Raw genomic sequence first — 21715 nt, 5'->3', positions numbered from 1 at the left:
TCTCACCGCTAACCTTTCAGGTCTAGCGGGAGTCCTCTCGCGACATTTATGATAGGTCAGGGAATAATTACCAATCCCTACTACAATAGCTGAAGAATTGGAGGATGACAGTTTGACTACTCGGGTTATTATCGTGCGTCACGGACAAAGTTCCTATAACGCCCAACAAAAAATTCAAGGCCGCTGCGATGAATCGGTGCTGACTGAAAAAGGACGAGTTGAAGCTGAAAAAGTCGGCGCAGCCTTACAAAGTGTTGCTTTTAACGCATTCTATCACAGTCCCTTACAGCGAGCGACTCAAACTGCCTCTATTATTCAAAAGTATTTACCGAATTGTCCTTCTCCCCAAGCCAAAGATGAACTTAGAGAAATCGATCTCCCGCTTTGGGAAAAATTAGGGAAACAGGAGGTGATGGAAAAATTTTCTGAAGATTATCGCTGTTGGAAAAAACGCCCTCACGAATTTAAAATGCGGGTGTCTGCACCAGAAGGCGAAAAAGATCATTTTCCCGTACTTTCTCTCTACGAACAGGCTCAAAGATTTTGGCAAGAAGCGATCGCCAAACATCAAGGGCAAACCCTTTTGATTGTGGCTCATAATGGGATTAATCGCTGTTTGATTATGAGCGCGATCGGCATTCCCCCCGAACGCTATCATACGATCCAACAATCTAATTGCTGTATTAATGTTTTGAATTTTAGCGGCAATTTTGGCGATGCGGTACAGCTAGAATCTCTCAATCAAGTTTCCCACATGGAGGTCATTCTTCCTCCTCCTCGTCCGCCCAAACCGCCCGCCCTGCGCTTATTATTAGTTCGTCATGGGGAAACTGACTGGAATCGGATGTCTCGCTTCCAAGGCTCTATCGATATTCCTCTCAATGAAAATGGTCAAAAACAGGCGGGACAAGCAGGAGATTATCTCAAAGATGTTCATATTGATTTTTCCGTGACCAGTCCTTTATTACGCTCCAAAGAAACAGCCGAAATTATTCTCGAACGCCATGAAAATGTGCCTTTAGAGTTGGAAAGCCAATTTCAAGAAATCGGCCACGGTCTTTGGGAAGGTAAATTAGAATCAGAAATTAAGGCAGAATTTGGGGAATTATTACAACAATGGCAAGAAACTCCCGAAACCGTACAAATGCCAGAAGGAGAAAATTTACAACAGGTCTGGGATCGCGCGATCGCAGCATGGAATCAGGTGGTGAAAACTAAATCCAATGCCAAGAAACCTCAAGTTGGACTCATTTCCGCTCACGATGCCATTAACAAAGTTGTTATTTGTTATTTATTGGGATTAGAACCCAAGAATTTCTGGAATATCAAACAAGGAAATTGTGCGGTGAGTGTCATTGATTATCCCGAAGGTGCCGAAGGACTTCCCGTTCTCCAAACGATTAATTTAACAACTTATTTGGGGGCGGGTATTTTAGATCGCACTGCTGCTGGAGCGCTGTAAAGTCAGTGAATTGTGAAGGTTGTTGCAAACATAAGAAAATCTCCTACATTAGCAGGAGATTTTCTCATGTTTAATCTTGAATTAAGCGATCGCCAATCGTCAATTGCAGACATCAACTGTATCAATGCAATTAACGATTGGGAATTAGAGAGAGGGAATTAGTGAGCTAAACCAACTTGTTCTTCCGATCGCAGCAACATAGATTCTTGACGATTGAGTTCATGGCGTTCTTTATTCAAGAACAGGGCGCGGGCGCGTTGTCCAATACTGGGAGTAGGTGCGGACTGAGCTTTCGGTGCTTCTTGTCCCGGGGTATAGCGAACGCCGCGATAAACCAAATCTAGGGTTGCTTTTTGAGCCGTCGGTGCTTTGCGATTGCGAAAACGCCATTCTAAACCCCGATATTTGCCGCTAACTTCAGTATCAACGCTTTTTACATCAGTTGGGTTGTAGTTGTAAGTAACACCACGATAAGCAAGTTTCATAGCCGCCTCCTTTTTTCTTTTTGAAGTGTTGAGTGAGGCGCGTTCCTTCAGGAGGTTTCCCTACTTCCGTCTCTCAGTATTTTTGCTGAAGAGATGAACGATTTGTTTTTCTTTCTGTATTCATTGTTACCGTTTCCCTAGGAAAAAGTCAAGGGGTTTGCAAAACTTTATATTGACTCCGATCGCTGCAAACCTCCTGGAAGATTGAGAGAACTGTATTCGAGATGAATGACTCGGCGATCGCGTCATACCTTTATTTTTCAGCAACAAAGAGAGCATGATGAGCGAATTTCCAGCATTCACACAGCAGATAGAGCCTTTATCCTCTCTCTGCATACCTCTGTGACTCTGTGGTGAATTTTCTGAATGTATTGACGAGGGCGATAACAGGCGATCGCATATCCGAACATTCATTTCAAGAAAAAATTGAAGAATTTTAACTTACCTTGGTAAGGAGGATAACGTAAAGATAAATCGAGGAAAAAAGAACGCTTGAGAACGCTTTTTTGATGGGAAAATGTATCGAACCCCATTTTACCGTGATAGACTCCCATACCGCTCTTGCCAACTCCACCAAACGGAAGTGATGTGGAGACAATTTGCATAATCGTATCATTGAGACAAACGTTTCCCGATGAGGTCTCTTGTAAAACTCGTTCTTGCGTGGTTCGATCGTGGGTAAATAGATAGAGAGAGAGAGGTTTGGGACGGGCATTGATTTGCGCGATCGCGTCTTCTAAATTATCGTATTCTAATATCGGCAAAATCGGACCGAATATCTCTTCTTCCATAATGCGATCGCCCCACGTCACGCCACTCATGACTGTTGGTGCGAGATAGCGAGTTTTGGGGTTATTATTGCCTCCAATAACTACTTTTTGGGAATCAATTAAGGCCAGCAAGCGTTGAAAATGGAAGTCATTAATAATTCTGGCATAATCAGGGCTGGTTTCGGGATTTGTTCCGTACAATTGTTCGATTTTCTCTTTAATTTTATCCAGAAAAATAGATTTAATACTGGCGTGAATTAAAACATAATCAGGAGCAATACAAGTTTGCCCACAGTTGATGAGTTTTCCCCACGCGACTCGTCTTGCTGTTTTCTCAATATCTATATCTGGTTCGATAATACAAGGACTTTTTCCACCTAATTCTAAAGTAACGGGGGTTAAATGCTTTGCTGCCGCTTCCATAATAATTTTACCGACCCTTGCTCCACCGGTAAAGAAAATGCGATCGAATTGATGAGCAATTAAATCTTGTACGACCTCTTTTCCGCCTTCAACGACGGTAATATATTCTGAGGGAAATGCTTTGCCGATTAAATTTGCGATCGCAGCAGAAGAATGAGGGGCAACTTCTGAAGGCTTGACAATGGCACAATTTCCCGCAGCAATTGCAGCAATGAGCGGTGCGATCGCAAGTTGTATTGGATAATTCCATGCCCCGATAATCAGTACAACACCTAAAGGTTCGGCAATAATTTTGGCTGTGGCAGGAAATTGAAAGAGATCGGCAGAAACTGATTTGGGTTTCAGCCAAGATTTAAGATTTTTTAAAATATAATCGATCTCGCGAATGCAAAACACTAATTCTGTGGATAGACCTTCAAAATCAGACTTATTAAAATCCTTCTTTAAGGCAGTTAATAATTCTTCTTTGTTTTGGATTAAAAACTGTTTAAGTACTTTTAACTGGTCTCGTCGAAAGTCGAAATTTTTGGTTTTGCCTGTTTGAAAAAAAAGGTGCTGTTTTTGTAAAATTTCTTCTGTTTTTGTCGCAACTAACACGATTTTTTACTCCCCAATTTGATAATATTCAAAGATTCAGTAGGTGATTTGTTTTCCGATGTTCTCTTGATTGAGAAATTTAAGAAGAGAGAGAGCGCAGTTCGGCGATCGTAAAAGAATGAAATCGCCAAGTTAGCATCGTAGCAGTTGCAAATAAGCCCAACACTAGACCGCACCACAATCCTACACCTTCCCATCCTAAAATAATACCCAACACGTACCCACCTCCCAAACCGATCGCCCAATAAGAAAAAATGCCGATCGCCATAGGAACTCGCGTATCTTTAATTCCTCTTAATGCTCCGGCTGCTGTAACTTGTATGCCATCAAAAAGTTGAAAGATTGCAGCAATACTCAAAAGCGCGATCGCGAGTTGTTGGGTTTCTTGGTTTTCAGGATTGCTAACATCTAAATAAATAGACACGATTTGTTCTGGAAAGACCCAAAATAGAAATGCCGTAAAACTCATAAAAACTGTCGAGAGCGCAATGCCGACATATCCTGCACGCTTAACTCCAAGCAAATCTTTTTGACCTAACTTTTGCCCGACGCGCATCGTCGTTGCATAAGATATTCCCACACAAACCATAAAGGTCATAACTGCCGTCCGTAAAGCAATTTGATGGGCGGCTAAAGGAATACTGCCGAAAAATCCCATGATATAAGTTACAGTCGTAAATAAACTTGTCTCAATGAAGAAAGTCACGGTAATAGGAGCGCCAATTTTTACGAGGGTTCTCAAAATAGAAATCTCCCAGCGCAATCCAGTATGAAATAACTTAAACTTGCGAAAATCGGGATGACAAAAAATAAAACCCAAAACAACGATCGCTTTTACCCAAAAAGCAAAGGTACTCGACCACCCCAATCCTGCTAACCCTAACTCGGGAAAGCCCCATTTCCCAAATGCTAAAACATAATTTCCCAACGCATTCAAAGAAAGTCCGAGAGTCATAGTCACCATAATAATACGCGGGCGATCGAGAGCGGAAACGAGATTTTTAAACAAAGCAAAAGCAAAAGCAGCAGGGAGTCCCCAAAGGATGGCTTGTAAATAACTTTGAGCCAAAATAATATTGATTTCTTCCTGTCCTAAAATCCGAAAGATCGTCGCAAAATTCCCGACAAGAATCATTACGAACAAAGATAAAGCGATCGCCAGCCAAGCTCCCCCCGCAGCAATACGGCGCAATTGTTGATTATCTTTTGCTCCATAAGCGATCGCGGCTAATGCCCCCACGGCTGAAAGCATTCCCGTTCCTACAATCAGAACAGATTGAAAAGTGATATCTGCCAAGCCCCCAGCCGCTAAATATTGGCTGCCCAACCATCCCATCATTATCGTATCGATAAAACCGATCGCGGCTTCAGAAAGTTGGGCGATGGCGAGAGGAATAGCTAAGCCCAAACAAGCCCTTATTTCTGTTAGCCATCGATGGGAAGCAACGTCCATAAAAAAGTAAAAAATAAAAACAAGCCAGTTTATTGTCCCTGCAAACTAACAAAAAACGTTATAATTTTACGACCTGAAGAGTTTTTACGATTGGCAGCATGAGCAAAGGTACATTATTTGACAAGGTTTGGGATTTACATACCGTGGGAATATTACCCTCGGGTCAAACGCAACTATTCATCGGACTGCACCTCATTCACGAAGTGACCAGCCCTCAAGCCTTTGCCATGCTGCGAGAGAGAGAATTAAACGTCTTGTTTCCCCAACGGACTGTGGCGACAGTGGATCATATCGTCCCAACGGAAGATCAAGCCCGTCCTTTTGCCGATGTGTTGGCGGAGGAGATGATGCAAGCATTGGAAAATAGCTGTAAGGAGTATGGCATTCGCTTTTATAACATCGGTTCGGGAAATCAAGGTATCGTGCATATTATCGCCCCAGAACAGGGTTTGACGCAACCGGGAATGACGGTTGCTTGCGGAGATTCTCACACTTCCACTCATGGGGCATTCGGCGCGATCGCCTTTGGGATCGGCACCTCCCAAGTCCGTGATGTCCTCGCGTCCCAAACTCTCGCTCTTTCTAAGTTAAAAGTCCGCAAAATTGAAGTGAATGGGGACTTAAAACCGGGAGTTTATGCGAAAGATGTCATTCTTCACGTGATTCGCACGTTAGGGGTAAAAGGTGGGGTTGGTTTTGCTTATGAATTTGCCGGGACAACCTTCGAGAAGATGTCCATGGAAGAACGGATGACGGTGTGTAATATGTCTATTGAGGGGGGAGCGCGATGCGGCTATGTGAATCCTGATGAAACGACTTACGAGTATCTGAAAGGGCGAGATTTTGCCCCCAAAGAAGAAGAATGGGAGAAGGCGATCGCGTGGTGGAATGCTATTAAAAGCGATCGCGATGCGGAATACGATGATGTGGTTGTTTTTGACGCGGCGGAAATTGCCCCGACGGTAACATGGGGAATTACCCCCGGACAGGGGATCGGGGTGGATGAGAGTATCCCGAAAGCCGAGAGTTTGGCGGAAAGCGATCGCGATATTGCGCGAGAAGCCTATAAATATATGCAACTCGATCCCGGGGTTCCCATCCAAGGGACAAAAGTAGATGTTTGTTTTATCGGCAGTTGTACCAATGGTCGCATTAGCGATCTGCGAGAAGCGGCCAAGTTTGCCAAAGGGCAGCAGGTGGCAAATGGGGTGAAAGCCTTTGTTGTGCCGGGATCGGAACGAGTGAAGCAGGAAGCCGAAGCAGAAGGATTACACCGCGTTTTTCTTGAAGCGGGGTTTGAATGGCGCGAGGCAGGGTGTTCGATGTGTTTGGCGATGAACCCCGATAAGTTACAGGGGGATCAAATTAGCGCCTCTTCCTCCAATCGTAATTTTAAAGGTCGTCAGGGGTCTTCCACAGGGCGTACTTTGTTGATGAGTCCGGCGATGGTAGTGGCGGCGGCGGTGAATGGGAAAGTTACGGATGTGAGAAGAATGCTTTAAATTGGGAGATGAGGCGTATTAAACCTGAAGCGCGATCGGCTTGTCGAGATTTTTTGCAGGATATCAACAATCGGGTCATTCAAAACCAGATTAAAACAAACGATTGTACTTTGGATAGTTCAAAAAAGAATGCTCTAGGGAGGATTTAAAATTGTTTTCTTAACTATCACTCCCAATAAATTGCAAATAATAGTGATTGAAGTCACTGACAATTCAAAGAGAGCTTAATAGAAATTATTTATTGTTCACATTTTGACAAAAATAGTTGACCGGTATTTTTTTTCGGTTAAGATGCGTTAAGTAGTTAAATGATAGGAATTGACTTATGCCTCAATTACTTCTGCTTACTGATACCCAAGTCGGTCAAACATTAGATCTCAGTCAGGACATGAGATCTATGCGTTTTGACTCAGGGGCAGGCTTGCTAAATTTTGGTTTTGGTCTTATCAATAAAACCAATAAGCAAATTTCCCAACTTATTGCTAAGGCATGGCTTGACTGCGATTCCAGTATTGTTAATGAGACCACAATTACGAACTTCTTAGTGGAAAATCATCTCATTAGTGAAGGCGATCGCGCAACAGTTAAAGTGATAATCGATACAAAGCCTTATTCTAAATGGTCTGATGCAGGAGCAAGTAACAAAAACAAGCCCAAAGAGAAGCCACCCAAGGAAAATTATGTTGGGTATTGGACATTTTTTGAGAACCCCGCACTTCCTGGACCCAATAAGTTAGAAACTAATTTATATGTGCCATTTCCCGACAAACCCAAACAAGTGACAGACGCAACATTAGATCTATGGGTTCAGCAAAATCCCGCTCAGGCACCTTTTTATCCCGATCCCGATCTGGGTCTTCCAGAAGATGCCGTCTGGATTCCTTATAGCTGTTAATAGTAAGATAACTTCATTTCCTCAACTTTAGGTTAAAAGATGACCTTCAGTAAAGTTGAGGAAACCGATTTTACTACTTTGGGGAAAGAGTCGATATGTTGACTTAGTTGATGCGCTATAGTATTATCGAATGCGTGATGTGTCAAGGTTAGGTGAAAAATTTAAAAATCATGACTAGCCTCAACAAAACACAGTTTTTAGTTCAGACTTAACTATTTTGTATTATTCCTAATTGACAAAAGGAGCAAGAATTATGTTACATGCTAATGCCCAAGAATTGTTTGATGCAGGGGTGAAAAAGATTGAATTTTATCCCGGCCAAGATATATCTCAGAAAAAGTCTGACAAACAGCAATCGCATATCAAGAACTTACTAGAGTTTAACAAAAAACTCTCTCAGCTTATTGCTCGTTCGTGGTTGCCGGGAGGAGAAGACATTGAAAAACGATTCCGTGGCAGTCAAGAAGAAGTGATTCAGTTGTTGGTTGACGAAGGCATTGTTACTGAAGAAGAGGCACCTTACATCGGAGTCAATGTAGATACCAATCCTCCCGGACCTCCCTACGTAGGTAACATTCAAGAAGGAGTAGACCCCATACTAACTCTGTATATTCCTTATCCTAAGCGTCCGAGTCAAGTCACATCCGCAGAATTAACAACTTGGGTTGATAGCCAGATAAACTCTGCCCCCTATTCTCCATTTGAAATTAGTCAATGGATACCTTACACTTGCTAAGATGCTAAACATTGAGGTCGAGTATTATATCGCATATTGTGCAACGTGCGATATAATATTCGACCTCTGTTCTTCTAGCTTGTTAATTATTTTTAAACAAAACAAAGACTGCATATCGAGAGAGTTTTTGTAATATCCAATCTCACTATTCGTATCAATAAAATAGATGCTCAATAAGCCAACCTTAAAACTAGGTTTTAACTGGGAAGTAGTCGGTGAAGAAGATATATTGATTGTCTCCGAGAGAGATTCAATGTTATTGAATGGTCGTTTATACCAACTGTTAATGCCTTTAATGAATGGGAAACATACAGTTGATGAAATTATCGATCGCCTGCCCGAAATATCGACCAGCGAGGTTTACTATGCTCTAATGTTGATGGAACAAAGGGGCTATGTTATTGAAAGTGGCGATACTTTACCGTCGGATTTAGCCATTTTTTGCCAGCATTTAACTGTTACTCCGCAAGTAGCGAACAGTCGATTACAAACCACTAAAGTAGCAGTCAAGAGTTTTGGTGTCGATCGACTGGTTTCAGAATTTATTTCTACTCTCCAAGCCTTGCAAATTCAAGTTTCGGAAGAAGCAGACATCGAAATCGTTTTAACCGATAATTATCTCAACGCAGAACTGGAAGAATATAACCAAAAAGCATTAGCGCGATCGCGTCCTTGGTTCTTAGTCAAACCCACAGGAACAATTCTCTGGATCGGACCGATATTAATCCCGGGGACAACGGGCTGCTGGCAGTGCTTGAGTCAACGCTTGCGAAATAACCGACCCCTTGAAGGACTCATTCAGAAACATAAACGGGACTCAACTCCCTTGATACGCCCTCTCGCTTCCCTGACCTCCACAGGACAAACCGCTCTCGGAATAGCAGCAACAGAAATCTTTAAATGGATTGTAGTCGGAGAAAATTCCCGCTTGCAGGGAAAGCTACTGCTCCAAGATACTCTGACTTTGGAAACTCAAAATCACATTCTCATTAAGCGTCCTCAGTGTCTGAGTTGTGGGGATATGGTCAATGGTTTGAATCAAGAACCTATGCCGATGATTCTCGGACACCGCAAGAAATATTTCACAGCAGACGGCGGCCATCGTTCTTGTTCTCCCGCAGAAACTTTGAGCAAATATCAGCATCACATTAGCCCGATTACTGGAGTCGTTAGAGAACTGAGGACAATATATAAAAACGCCGATGGTTTAGCCCATAGTTATTTGGCGACCCATCATTTTGCCACCATGTTTGATGAGCTAACAACTTTGCGTCAAAACATTGGCGGTAGAAGTGCGGGTAAAGGCAAAACAGACCAACAAGCTAAAGCGAGCGGTTTGTGCGAAGCGATCGAGAGATATTCTGGAGTTTTCCAAGGAAACGAATTGAGGAAACAAGCGAGCTACAGACAGCTTGGCGATCGCGCAATTCACCCTAATACCTGTATGCAATTCAGTCAAGCGCAATACAAAAACCGCCAAGAATGGAATGCAGGCTGTCACGGTTGGTTTCAAAGAGTGCCAGAACCCTTTGATGAAGAAAGAGAAATTGAATGGACCCCAGCTTGGTCGTTAACTCACGAACAATTTAAGTATTTACCAACGGCTTATTGTTATTACGGCTATCCCAAACCAGAAAAACCCGATTGTTGGGCAGACTCTAACGGCTGCGCTGCGGGTAACACCCTCGAGGAAGCTATTCTCCAAGGTTTTATGGAATTAGTGGAGCGGGATTGCGTGGCCTTGTGGTGGTATAACCGTCTTCAGAAGCCCGCAGTAGATTTAGACAGTTTTGACGATCCTTATTTTCTGAGCTTGAAAGAATATTACCGTTCTCTCAATCGCGAACTCTGGGTTTTAGATCTAACCAGCGATCTAAATATTCCTTGTTTTGTGGCGATTACCCAAAGAAGCGATCGCGACATTAAAGATATTACCTTAGGTTTCGGTGCCCATTTCGACCCACAGATTGCCGTGAGTAGAGCTTTAACGGAAGTCAATCAGATCCTGCCTAACGTTTTAGCAGCCAAGGCAGATGGCAGTACCCATTACCCTCCCTCTTCCTCTCCCTTAGCCTTAAAATGGTGGCAAACCGCAACCTTAGCAAACCAGCCCTATCTGGCCAGCGATCGCACCATTGCCGCCAAGGTCAGTGCCGATTATCCTAAAATCTGGAGCAACGATCTGTTAGAAGATATTATGCTCTGTCAAGAAATTGCTGAAAAAAATGGCATGGAAATATTAGTAACAGACCTAACTCGTCCCGATATTGGTTTGAGAGTCGTAAAAGTTATCGTTCCAGGAATGCGTCATTGGTGGAAAAGATTGGGTCGAGGACGGCTTTATGACGTTCCTGTAAAAATGGGTTGGTTAAAAGAAGCCTTAGCAGAAAACCAACTCAATCCATTTCCGATGTGGATGTAGCAGTCGGCAAAAAAATAGACTCGTATCCGATTTCAAGCTCGAGAGAATAATCTTATAAAATTACAATTGTTCAATTAATTCTTAATTGCAATGCCAATGCTTAAAGAATATCAAATCGCCGATGCTGATGCCCATGTATTTGAGCCTCTCAATATGTGGGAACAATATCTAGAACCTGCTTATAAAAGCTTTGCACCTTCAGCAGATATGAAAATAAAGGGCGATCCAATCTATTATAAAGCCTCCAGCGAAGTTGTAGTTCAATGGACTAAACAGGTCAGACAAAGCCATCCAATGGCCAAATTAAATGGTTTTACCAACGAAGTGCATCTGGCAACCATGAAGCAAATGGGGATCGATGTCTCCTTTGTTTATCCAACGGTGGGATTAGCCATCTTATCCGTTGACACGATGGAAGCAAAACTAGCAGGAGCATTTACTCGAGCTTACAACAATTGGCTGCAAGACTTTTGCAGCTACGACCCCAGCAAACTGAAAGCGGTCGGGTTGGTTAATCGTCATTCCCCTGAAGAAATGGTTGCCGAACTCCGTCGAGTTGCTAACTTAGGTTGGAAAGCTGTTTGTATGCGTCCTAATCTAGTAAAAGGGAGGCTATTAAGCGATCCGGCCTACGAACCGTTTTGGAGCGAGTGCGAAGCATTGGGAATTGCGGTGGGTATTCACGAAGGTACTCACAGCCGCTTACCCAGCGCAGGGGCAGATCGCTTTAACACCCGTTTTGCCTTGCGGACTTGTTCTCATCCAATGGAACAGATGATGGCAATGCTGTCTTTAATTGAGGGAGGGGTATTGGAACGCTATCCTAAATTGAAAGTCGGCTTTTTGGAGTCGGGTTGCGGTTGGCTCTTGTACTGGCTGTGGCGTATGGATGAAGAATATGAGTGCCATTATTGGGAAGTTAAAGATAAAGTCAAGATGAAACCTTCAGAATACGTTCGTCGTCAGTGTTTTGTTACATTTGAGCCGTCTGAGAATTACATCGACAAAATAATCGACTATATTGGTAGTGATAATCTGTTATTCGGATCTGACTATCCTCACGTTCACTGGAAGGTGGATGAGGCCAGTACAGAAGTGTTCGACATTAAAAGGGCACTTCTGCAACAACTCAGCCAAGAAACAGTCAAAAAGCTGCTTTGGGATAATCCGGCTCGTTTTTATGGATTAGGATAAGGCAAAACTTGAATTGCTCCCTGTCAATGGAAGCTGTATCTATGAACTCCCCAACTAACTACCAAATTAGCACTTCCATTTATGAAAGTGTTAACTCATTAGTCTATCAGGCATTTTTCAAATCCAATAATCAACCTCTTATTGTTAAAATACTTAAGCAAGATTATCCATCGCCAGAAGAACTGACGAGATACAAACAAGAATATGAAATAGTCCGCAGTTTAGAAAAAAATGGGGTCAAGGGAATAGTTAAAGCTTACGATTTACAACCCTATCAAAATACTTTGGTAATGTTATTAGAAGATTTTGGAGGTAAATCTTTAAAAAACTTGATGGGAAATGGCCAATTTAGCCTCGAAGAGTTTCTCACTATTGCCATAAAGATTACAGAGAGTTTGGGAGCAGTTCACGGGTTGAATATCATTCATAAAGATATTAATCCTGCCAATATTGTTTATAATCCAGAAACACAAGAACTCAAAATTATTGACTTCGGCATTGCCACGGTTTTATCGCGACAAAATCAATCGATTTGCAATCCCGATCGCTTAGAAGGAACTTTAGCCTATATTTCTCCAGAGCAAACCGGAAGGATGAACCGGAAGATCGATTATCGGAGCGACTTTTACTCTTTGGGTATCACATTCTATGAATTGTTGGTCGGAAAACTTCCTTTTGAAACGACCGATCCAATGGAATTGGTACACTCTCATATTGCCAAACAACCAGTCTCGCCTCGGGAGAGAAAGAGCGAAATTCCCCAAGCCATTTCTAAGATTATCATGAAATTAATGGCAAAAATGGCGGAGGAGCGATATCAAAGTGCTTGGGGGTTAAAAGCCGATCTCGAAATCTGTCTCCAAGAGTTACAAACTGACGGTCGGATTTCCGAATTTACTCTAGGTAAAAGAGATACTTCCGATCGATTCCAAATCCCTCAAAAACTTTACGGACGACATGAAGAAGTAGAGCAACTATTAGCGAGTTTTAAACGGGTCAGCGAAGGTGCGACAGAAACAATTCTGGTTGCAGGTTATTCTGGGATTGGTAAGTCGGCTTTAGTCAACGAAATTCATAAACCGATTACCCAGCAAAAAGGATATTTTATTTCGGGAAAATTTGACCAATTTAAACGAGATATTCCTTATGCAGCCCTGATTCAAGCATTCCAAGAATTGGTTAGACAGTTGCTCACAGAAAGCGAAACACACCTACAGCGTTGGCAGCAAAAATTGTTAGCAGCCTTGGGGAGCAACGGCCAAGTCATTGTAGAAGTAATTCCCGAGGTAGGACTGATAATTGGCAAACAGCCAAATGTACCTCAACTGGGAGCTACCGAGTCTCAAAATAGATTTAATTTGGTTTTGCAAAATTTTATTGGGGTGTTTGCTCAAAAGGAACACCCCTTAGTTATGTTTATCGACGATCTCCAATGGGCAGATTCAGCATCTTTGAAATTGCTGGAATTATTGATGACCGATCGCGATCGGCAATATCTCCTGACTATTGGCGCTTATCGAGATAATGAGGTCAGTCCCACTCATCCTTTAATGCAAACTTTTGAACGAATTCAACAGCAAGATGCTAAAATCAACACTTTTATCCTTAAACCTTTGAAGATAGATTGGGTTAACCAATTAATAGCCGACACGCTGAAATGCTCGACAAAAGAGGCGCGACCTTTGGCGGCTCTAACATTCGAGAAAACTCGAGGCAACCCTTTCTTCTTGACTCAGTTACTTCAATCTTTATATGCTGAAAACTTATTATCATTTGCTCCTAGTCGTGATTGTTGGCAATGGGATGTCGAACAAATACAGACAGTGGGGATCACTGATAATGTGATTGACTTAATGATTAGCAAGATTGAAAAACTGGATGAGAATGCCCAAAATACCTTAAAGTTGGCGACCTGTATAGGAAATCGATTTGATTTAGAAGTTCTCTCAGTGGTTAATACTAAATCTCAGTCGGTTACTGTCAAAGAAATATGGCCGGCACTGAACGAAGGTTTAATCATACCTTTGAGCGACGATTATAAAATCCCTCTGCTTTGGGATGGCGAAGACATGCCGAGAGTTTCGCTTTCTCAGCCATCCTCAGCTATTCCTTTCAAATTTTTGCACGACCGGGTGCAACAAGCCGCTTATGCTCTAATTCCTAGCGATCGTAAAAAAGAGGTTCATTTGCAAGTCGGTCAATTGTTGCTGGAGAATATTCAGCAAGAAGCTCTAGAAGAAAACCTAGAAGAAAACCTAGAAGAAAATATATTTGATATTGTTAATCAGTTAAATATTGGTGCAGAATTAATGAGCGATCGCTCTTCACGAGATCGTCTAATTCGGTTAAATCTAATTGCCGGTCGAAAAGCCAAAAATGCTGCAGCTTACGAGCCATCTCTCAAATATTTAGAAATGGGTTTAATGCTCTTGTCATCTGATAGCTGGCAAAATCAATACAAGCTAACTTTAGACCTCCACATCGAAGCCGTGGAAGTGCAATATATCAATACTCAGTTTGAGAAAGCGGAAAATCTGTCGGTTGTTGTCCAACGACAGTCTAGAGATTTACTGGATAGTATCAAGACCTACGAGCTAAAAATTCAGTCTTGTATGGCTAAACTTCAACTTCAATCAGCTATAGAGGTTGCTTTTGAAGCATTAGAAAAACTAGGAATATTTTTACCACAAAAACCAAGTCAACAGAGAATTGAAGAAGAAAAAAAATCTCTAGAATTGCTATTAAAAGATAAGGAGATTAAGGATTTATTTAATTTACCAGATATGAGCGATCCTTATAAACAAGCGTCTGTAAGAATTATCTTGAGTGTAACTGCTGCATCATTTATTACTAGTTCAGAGTTATTTACTATGATTACAATAACTGCTGTCAATCTTTGTATTCAATATGGCAATCCTCCTCAAGCTCCAGGAGTTTATATCTTTTTAGGAATGCTTTTATGTGGTAGTAAAAATAGCATAAATGAAGGATATCAATTTGGTCAACTGGCTTTAAAGCTACTAGATAAATTTAATCCTCGATATTTACAATCTCTAGTACTCCACTACAGCAGTGGATTTATCCGGCATTGGAAAGAACCAGCGAGAAATTCAATCGCAATGATTCAGGACGCAATTCATGTAGGGTTAGATACAGGAGATTTAGAACACGTTAGTTACAATGCTTCAGCATATTGTATTTTTTCCCTATTTACAGGAACTCATCTAGCAGAGATGAGTAAAAAATACGAAGAATATATTAATCTAACAATTAAAATAAAACAACAATATACTGTTTACTACATGAAGAATTGCCAAAGCATCGTCGTAAACTTACTCAATGGATATGAAAGTGTAGTTGTCGGTGAATCTTCGGCTGAAGAAGAGAGTATCTTAGAACAATGGCATACAGTAGGAGCGGTCTGGTTGTTGTTTAGCTGCTATTTAGCCAAAACAATTTCCTCCTATTTTTTTGGAGATTACGAACAGGCAGCCAACAGCAGCAGAGAATGCGAAAAATATGCAGAAAGTTCTGCGGCCTACATCGTTGCAGTCCAGCACAATTTTTACTATTCTTTAGCCTTGCTGGCCAATTGCCATAATTCAATTGCCAATCAAGCACAAGCTCTAGAGAAAGTAGAATCCAATCAAAAAACCATGAAAATGTGGGCAGAAAATTGCCCAGAAAATTTCCAACATAAATACGATTTGGTAGAAGCAGAGAAAGCCTTTGTTTTGCATAAAAATTGGGAAGCACAGGAATTTTACGAACGAGCTATATCTGGCGCGAAGAAAAATCAATATATCCACGAAGAAGCGATCGCCTACGAACGAGGAGCTGAATTCTATCTCGCTATTGGTAGAGAAGAAATTGGCTGGCTTTACATGAAAAATGCTCATTATGCTTATCAACGTTGGGGTGCAATTGCCAAAGTCAAAGACTTAGAAGCAGAATACCCAGAACTTTTCCACTCCTCAAAATCCTCAAAATCCTCAATAGAAACGATCTCCACCCTTTCTGATAGTGCCAATAGTAATAGAGAAGCGCTAGACCTCACTACAGTAATAAAATCTACTAATGCCCTTTCCAGTGAAATTGTTTTAGAAAAATTACTGGCAATTTTAATGAATATTCTTGTTGAAAATGCTGGAGCAGAGCGGGGAATTTTAATTTTACCTCGCAATGAGAATTTATTAGTTGAAGCAACCAAAGAAACTGAATCCGAGAGTATTTCTATATTGCAGTCACTGCCTATCGAGGAGTTTGCTAAACTCTCTTTAAAAATCATCAATTATGTTGCCCGCACTGGTGAAACTGTAGTGTTAAATGATGCGATGAACAATGAAGGAAATTTTATTGACGATCCCTACATTCAAGAATATCAATGTCAATCGATCGCTTGCACTCCTTTAATCAACCAAGGCAAACTTCAAGGTATCGTCTACTTAGAAAATAATCTTACAATTGGGGCATTTACGAAAGAGCGTATGGCACTATTACAAACTCTCTCTGCTCAAGCTGCCATTTCCATCGAAAACGCCCGTCTTTACGAACAACTGGAAGATTACAATCGTACCCTAGAGCAGAAAGTTGAAGAACGAACTGCCGAACTTTCCCAAACTGTCGAAGTCCTGAAGGAAACTCAAGCCGAACTCAAACTCGAAAATGAACTTCTTAAAAGCGACGAAGAAGCGGGCTCCTTCGATTATCAAATTGGTGGTAGTTTAACCGTAAATTCTCCCACCTACGTCGTCCGTTCTGCCGATCGCCATCTCTACCAAGCCATGCGATCGGGAGAATTCTGCTACACGTTCAACGCGAGACAGATGGGGAAATCTAGCCTCATGGTTCGTATTATGAACGGCCTCAAAAAAGACGGTTATCGCTGCATTGCGATCGATCTGACTGCGATCGGCGGCGAAAACACCACCCCTGACCAATGGTATAAAGGCATTGCGGTAGAAATATGGCGCAAATTTGGCTTGCTGAGGAAATTTAAACTCAAACCGTGGTGGAGTGAACTCACCGATATTCCTGCTCCTCAACGTCTCATGCGGTTTATCGAAGAAGTGGTACTCACAGAAGTTAAACAAGAAGACAGCGACGAACCTGCCAAAGTTGTAATTTTTGTCGATGAAATCGACTGTATTTTAAGTTTGAATTTCCCGGTCAATGACTTTTTTGCCCTCATTCGTTCCTGTTACAATCAACGCGCAATCGACTCGAATTATCAGCGTTTAACCTTTGCACTTTTTGGTGCGGCAACCCCTTCTACTTTGATTAACGATCCTCAAAAAACGCCCTTTAATATCGGTCGTCCCATCCATCTCGAAGGTTTTAAAGTCAATGAAGCTCAACCTCTTCTCTATGGATTGACAGTGAATAATCCCCAAACTATCTTAAAAGAAATCATCAATTGGACGGGAGGACAGCCTTTTTTAACCCAAAAAGTCTGCCAATCTATTCGCGATGCTAAATCGGAAATTCCCATTAATGGCGAAGGACAATGGATTGCTAGTTTAGTTCAAGAAAACATCTTGAAAAATTGGGAATCCAAAGACGACCCCGAGCATTTGAAAACCATTCGCGATCGCATCCTCAACAGCGATCGCCGCCAACAACTCCTCGCTCTTTATCAACAAATTTTACAGCCTGAAGACACTCCTGCGACTTACAGCGAACTCGAACAAGAATTACTCTTATCGGGATTGGCGATCGCTCGGGAGGGAATACTCAAAGTGAATAACCACATCTATCATTCAATTTTCAATCGCCATTGGGTGGAGAGACAGTTATCAGTGAACAGTGAACAGTGAACAATCTCAGAAATTAAAGCGTAATGACAATCCTTGCGATCGTTTTCTTCTTTCCGCTAATAGAAAAGCGATCGCTTTCAAAACAAATAATAATCAATGTCCTAAAACTTGATAAACTCGGCGTTGAATAAATATCTCGACTAAATCCCCATTAATTTTGTTTTTCTCTGCTTCTTCTCGCAGAATTTTGAGAACTATATCTACCGGAAGCGGTCGCTTATAGGGACGATCTGCCGCCGTCAGAGCATCATAGATATCTGCAATGCTCATCATTTGCGTTTGAATGGGAATTTCTTCCCCCGTTAACCCCAATGGATAACCCGTCCCGTCCAGCTTTTCATGGTGTCCGTAGGCAATAATGGGAATGTCTTGTAAATGTTTCGTCCAAGGAATCCGCTTGAGGAACTCATAAGAGTGAGTCACATGAGACTCGATCGCTTGTCGTTCTGCTGTCGTTAAGTTTCCGCGAGGGAGTAATAATTGTTCCATTTCTTGGGGAGTTACCAGAGACTTGAGGACACCATCAATATCCAGATAGGAATACTCGGATAGTTCCGTCAGTTCCAGAAAGGCTTCCTCTGAGAGCGCTTCAAATCGTTTGGTTTCTAACGCCTCGGGTTCGTTGATCTCTTCGATAAACTTTAAATAGCGATCGAGCTTTTCTAAGGATTCTTCGAGGCGATCGTCTAATCCTTGCAATTGCTGACAATAGAAACAGTCAGTTGTATTAGCATTATGATAATCGGGATGGTTGACGAGATAGTGAAACTTGGCTTCCGCACACTCCATTTCTAAGGTGCGAACGGCTACCGAAAAACGCTGGCGAATCACTTCTAACTGTTCGGGATAGAGCTTTTTTCGCTTGTTGAGAATAGCCTCGGGGACTCCCACTTTACCAAAATCGTGTAACAAAGCCGCATAGCGAATTTCTTGCATTTGCCGTTCGTCGAAGGACAGCGATCGCAAACGTCCGCTTTGTATTTCCGTCACCTCCTGCGCGAGATGCACCGTTAAAGCCGCCACCCGTTCCGAATGCCCCGAAGTGGTGGGATCCCGCGCTTCAATTGCCTGTACGGAGGCTTTCACGAAACCTTCAAACAGATATTCAATATTTTCTTGGAGAATGTTGCGTTCGATGGAAATTGCCGCTTGAGAAGCCAAAGACCGCACCACTCGTTCTTCCCAATCTGAATAGGGTTGGGTTACCTTTAGGGCATTATCGCGATCGATGCGAATATCGTGGCGCAATTTGCGATTAATCAGTTGTACGACCCCAATAATTTCCCCGTCTGCATCCTGCATGGGTAAGACCAATACCGAACAAGTCCGATAGGAAAAATCGCGATCGAAATTGCGATCGAGTTGATAGGGTAAACCCGGCAGTAAATTATGAGCATCGGGAATGTTTAAGGATTGCCCCGTTAACGCCACGTATCCCGCTAAACTTTTGGGGGTGAGAGGTAGGGTAAACTCTTGAAAGGAAACGGCTGGGAGAGAGTCATTCTGAGCAATTTTAAAGACAAGTTGAGGGATTGAATCCACGCGATCGACTAAAAATAGGCTGCCCGCGTCGCTACAGGTAATTTCACGACTCTTGCTGAGGATCAAAGCCAGCAACTCCTTCAAATCTTGACTTCCTGATAAAGCCGTACCGATCGCCAAGAGATGCTCGATCAAGGAGGCACGTTGGCTGACAATCTGGATAAACTCTTCGCCTTCAAAGGTCAAACTCGGAGACTCGAACGCTGTCATAACTGTTCGGGGGTACTGCACATCTAAAATTCTATTGGCAATTCCTCCTCGAGAGAAGGTTTGCCAAGAGGTCTACGTTATTTAGTCTAGCTCGCATGACTGGGTTTGCCGATTTCAATTACCGATTCCCGATTATCCGTTCCCAAAATTTTCCGAATTCTTTCCCGATATTGGCGATCGCTCGCTGACTCGATTTTTTGATTTTGCAGGACAAAGGGAGGATTTTTGCGAACGGAAAGAAAAAGAAACACAATACTTTACATGCGAATTAATATTATTCTTTGCCCACTAAAATTTGAGAGCGCACTATTCTACATAAAACGCTCTCCAGTAAGTCTTAAAACGGCAATCTCGGTCTGGGTGGCCGAACAGGAAGACTAAAGCCCGGTAGGACAGGAATATCGAGATCGGGATACAAATTCTCTAAAGACTTCTGTAAAGCTGCCGTTCCCGGTAGCGGTAAACTAAATCCTTGAAATAATGCTCCATTGAGAATATCTTCGACATCGCTTTGTAATAATTCTGCTACTTGTCCGAAAACACCGTCGGGAGTAATCGTCAGTTTTTCCCCAGCTTTAATGGTAATTGCTGTAGAAGTTTCTTCTGTTTCTTCTATCTCTTGGGCAATTATTGCTTTATTCCTAAATATTGTTCTCTCTGTCACCTTGCCTACAACTTCTTCTGTTGTTTCAGATTCTGTTTCCGTTGGTTTGACCGTCACTTCTCCTTCTAAAACTTTAACTTGTGTCTCTCCTTCTGCATTGACTTCCATCACGTAAACAGTCCCTTCGACCCCAATTTCAAAGGTTGCGGTACAACCATTCGCGGGACCGCTTGCTAAGAGTAATCCTTGTTGGACTTCGATGCACTGACCGACAATAACGGAAGACTCGGGCCCCAAACGACCCGCCGCCCCGTTGCTGAACAAAAGTGATGTGCTGGATGCTTGGGTGGCAATTTTCTGTTTTAATAAGGCGATCGCCTCCAATTCGGCAGGATCTTCATCAATAAAAACACCATTTTCCTCGGTGTCTTCTTCATTAACAATTTCTTGTACGATCGCTTGATTGATTTGCGCGATCGCAGGGGTTGAATGCAATCCCGAGGACAGAGCAATCCCTAAACTTGCTAACAGTCCTCCAACGATTCGCAGGTTGCGATTTTGGTAAATTTTGAGTTGAATCATAATCTATATATTTGCCTCCGTTTTTTCCGAATCTGGCAACCCGATGAAATTCTCTGAAAAAATAAACTCTGCGATCCTAGCACAAACCGAATATTTTGACCGGATACAAGCGCTGTATTGCTTTACCAAAGCCCTCGAATGGGTGGCAAAGAGGGAGGAGAAACCGGCAAGGATAAAATAGGAAGAGGAGAAGGAGAAGGAGGAGGAGGCGAAAGAAGTTTAAAACCGGGTAATGATGGCAACACAATCCCCGGATACAAGCGCTTTAAAGATCTCTGTAATTTTTTCATTCCGGGAAGTTCCGACTCAAAGTCTTGAAATAAGGCATCTTGCAAAATTTCCTCGACTTCCTCTTGGGGCAATGGGGAAATTTGTCCCAAAATTCCCGCCGGATCGATCGCCAGCTTTTCCCCTTCTCGCAGGATTATCGGGTCGGGAGAATCTGAGGAGAGGAGGTTAATGGCTCCATTTAATACCTTAATTTGGGACTCTCCGCGATCGCTCACTTCTAATAAATAAAACGTGCCTTCTACTCCTATTTCAAACATTACCGTACAGCCATTTGCCGGGCCGCTGACTAACAACAGTCCTTGTTGCACCTCAACGCACTGACCGACGATCGCCGAAGAATAGGAAGCCAAGCGACCTGCCGCCCCATTGTCAAACTCCAAGTCCACCAGAGATTCTTTTGTACTGATTTTTTGTCGAAAAGTAGCGATATCGTTAATTTCTGCTGGAGTTTCATCGATAAAAACGCGATCGCCGTTGAGAATTTCCCGCACTGTCGCTCTCTCAATCTGTGCCAGAACAATGGTTGGACGAAATGCGATCGCGATCGCGAGAAAACTCCCCAAAAATATTCTTTCTAAGCCTTTCCAAACAACAAAATTTCGCTTAATTCGAGCCACGATCTATTTCCTCCTGTTAATAAATTTGGCGACGGATGGGTCGCTATCCCGAAAAATCAAAAAACGATGTTACCATAGCATAAGATTTCAATCGTTAAAAAACAATTTTTTGAG

14 protein-coding genes and 1 riboswitch are annotated in these 21715 nt (G+C 42.4%); of the genes, 7 read left to right on the top strand and 7 right to left on the bottom strand.

Going from position 1 to position 21715, the window contains the following annotated elements; genetic code table 11:
- Nucleotides 1–112 precede the first annotated feature (112 nt).
- Nucleotides 113–1462: a histidine phosphatase family protein gene (locus tag AC6RV6_RS26210; RefSeq protein ID WP_500243840.1), complete on the top strand. Its 1350-nt coding sequence runs from the start codon at nt 113–115 to the stop codon at nt 1460–1462.
- 158 nt (nt 1463–1620) lie between these two features.
- Here AC6RV6_RS26210 and AC6RV6_RS26205 read toward each other — a convergent pair whose 3' ends face one another.
- The 3 genes from AC6RV6_RS26205 to AC6RV6_RS26195 form a co-directional block, all read right to left on the bottom strand.
- Nucleotides 1621–1947, bottom strand: a complete 327-nt coding sequence (locus AC6RV6_RS26205) for a DUF4278 domain-containing protein (RefSeq protein ID WP_500243839.1) — start codon at nt 1945–1947, stop codon at nt 1621–1623.
- Nucleotides 1948–1983: 36 nt separating this feature from the next.
- A riboswitch (Glutamine riboswitch) is annotated at nt 1984–2049 on the bottom strand.
- A gap of 308 nt (nt 2050–2357) precedes the next feature.
- Complete coding sequence (locus AC6RV6_RS26200; RefSeq protein WP_500243838.1) at nt 2358–3737, bottom strand: aldehyde dehydrogenase; 1380 nt, start codon at nt 3735–3737, stop codon at nt 2358–2360.
- Nucleotides 3738–3816: 79 nt separating this feature from the next.
- Nucleotides 3817–5190, bottom strand: coding sequence for an MATE family efflux transporter (locus AC6RV6_RS26195; protein WP_500243837.1), 1374 nt, complete (start codon nt 5188–5190; stop codon nt 3817–3819).
- 98 nt (nt 5191–5288) lie between these two features.
- Here AC6RV6_RS26195 and leuC point away from each other — a divergent pair, with 98 nt between their 5' ends.
- From leuC to AC6RV6_RS26165, 6 genes are all read left to right on the top strand, one after another.
- Nucleotides 5289–6692 carry a 3-isopropylmalate dehydratase large subunit gene (gene leuC / locus AC6RV6_RS26190; RefSeq protein WP_500243836.1) on the top strand — a complete coding sequence of 468 codons (1404 nt, stop codon included), beginning with the start codon at nt 5289–5291 and terminating at the stop codon, nt 6690–6692.
- Between the two features lie 325 nt (nt 6693–7017).
- Nucleotides 7018–7587 (top strand): hypothetical protein, encoded by a 570-nt coding sequence (locus AC6RV6_RS26185; protein WP_500243835.1) that lies wholly within the window; start codon nt 7018–7020, stop codon nt 7585–7587.
- 253 nt (nt 7588–7840) lie between these two features.
- Nucleotides 7841–8323: a hypothetical protein gene (locus tag AC6RV6_RS26180; RefSeq protein ID WP_500243834.1), complete on the top strand. Its 483-nt coding sequence runs from the start codon at nt 7841–7843 to the stop codon at nt 8321–8323.
- A gap of 166 nt (nt 8324–8489) precedes the next feature.
- Nucleotides 8490–10745 carry a TOMM precursor leader peptide-binding protein gene (locus AC6RV6_RS26175; protein WP_500243833.1) on the top strand — a complete coding sequence of 752 codons (2256 nt, stop codon included), beginning with the start codon at nt 8490–8492 and terminating at the stop codon, nt 10743–10745.
- Nucleotides 10746–10841: 96 nt separating this feature from the next.
- A complete protein-coding gene (locus AC6RV6_RS26170) occupies nt 10842–11939 on the top strand; it encodes an amidohydrolase family protein (protein ID WP_500243841.1) in 1098 nt (365 codons plus the stop codon).
- 41 nt (nt 11940–11980) lie between these two features.
- A complete protein-coding gene (locus tag AC6RV6_RS26165) occupies nt 11981–17755 on the top strand; it encodes an AAA family ATPase (protein ID WP_500243832.1) in 5775 nt (1924 codons plus the stop codon).
- Nucleotides 17756–17848: 93 nt separating this feature from the next.
- Here the strand turns inward: AC6RV6_RS26165 and AC6RV6_RS26160 are convergent, their stop codons facing one another.
- The 4 genes from AC6RV6_RS26160 to AC6RV6_RS26145 form a co-directional block, all read right to left on the bottom strand.
- Nucleotides 17849–19507, bottom strand: coding sequence for an HD domain-containing phosphohydrolase (locus AC6RV6_RS26160; protein ID WP_500243831.1), 1659 nt, complete (start codon nt 19505–19507; stop codon nt 17849–17851).
- 86 nt (nt 19508–19593) lie between these two features.
- Entirely contained in the window at nt 19594–19758 is a 165-nt protein-coding gene (locus tag AC6RV6_RS26155; RefSeq protein ID WP_500243830.1) for a hypothetical protein, read from the bottom strand.
- Nucleotides 19759–19844: 86 nt separating this feature from the next.
- Nucleotides 19845–20693 (bottom strand): FecR family protein, encoded by an 849-nt coding sequence (locus AC6RV6_RS26150; protein ID WP_500243829.1) that lies wholly within the window; start codon nt 20691–20693, stop codon nt 19845–19847.
- 122 nt (nt 20694–20815) lie between these two features.
- A complete protein-coding gene (locus AC6RV6_RS26145; protein ID WP_500243828.1) occupies nt 20816–21601 on the bottom strand; it encodes a FecR family protein in 786 nt (261 codons plus the stop codon).
- Nucleotides 21602–21715: the final 114 nt, after the last annotated feature.

This window comes from Spirulina sp. LEGE 11439, assembly GCF_059821285.1.
This window is presented reverse-complemented; position numbering and strand designations above follow the sequence as displayed.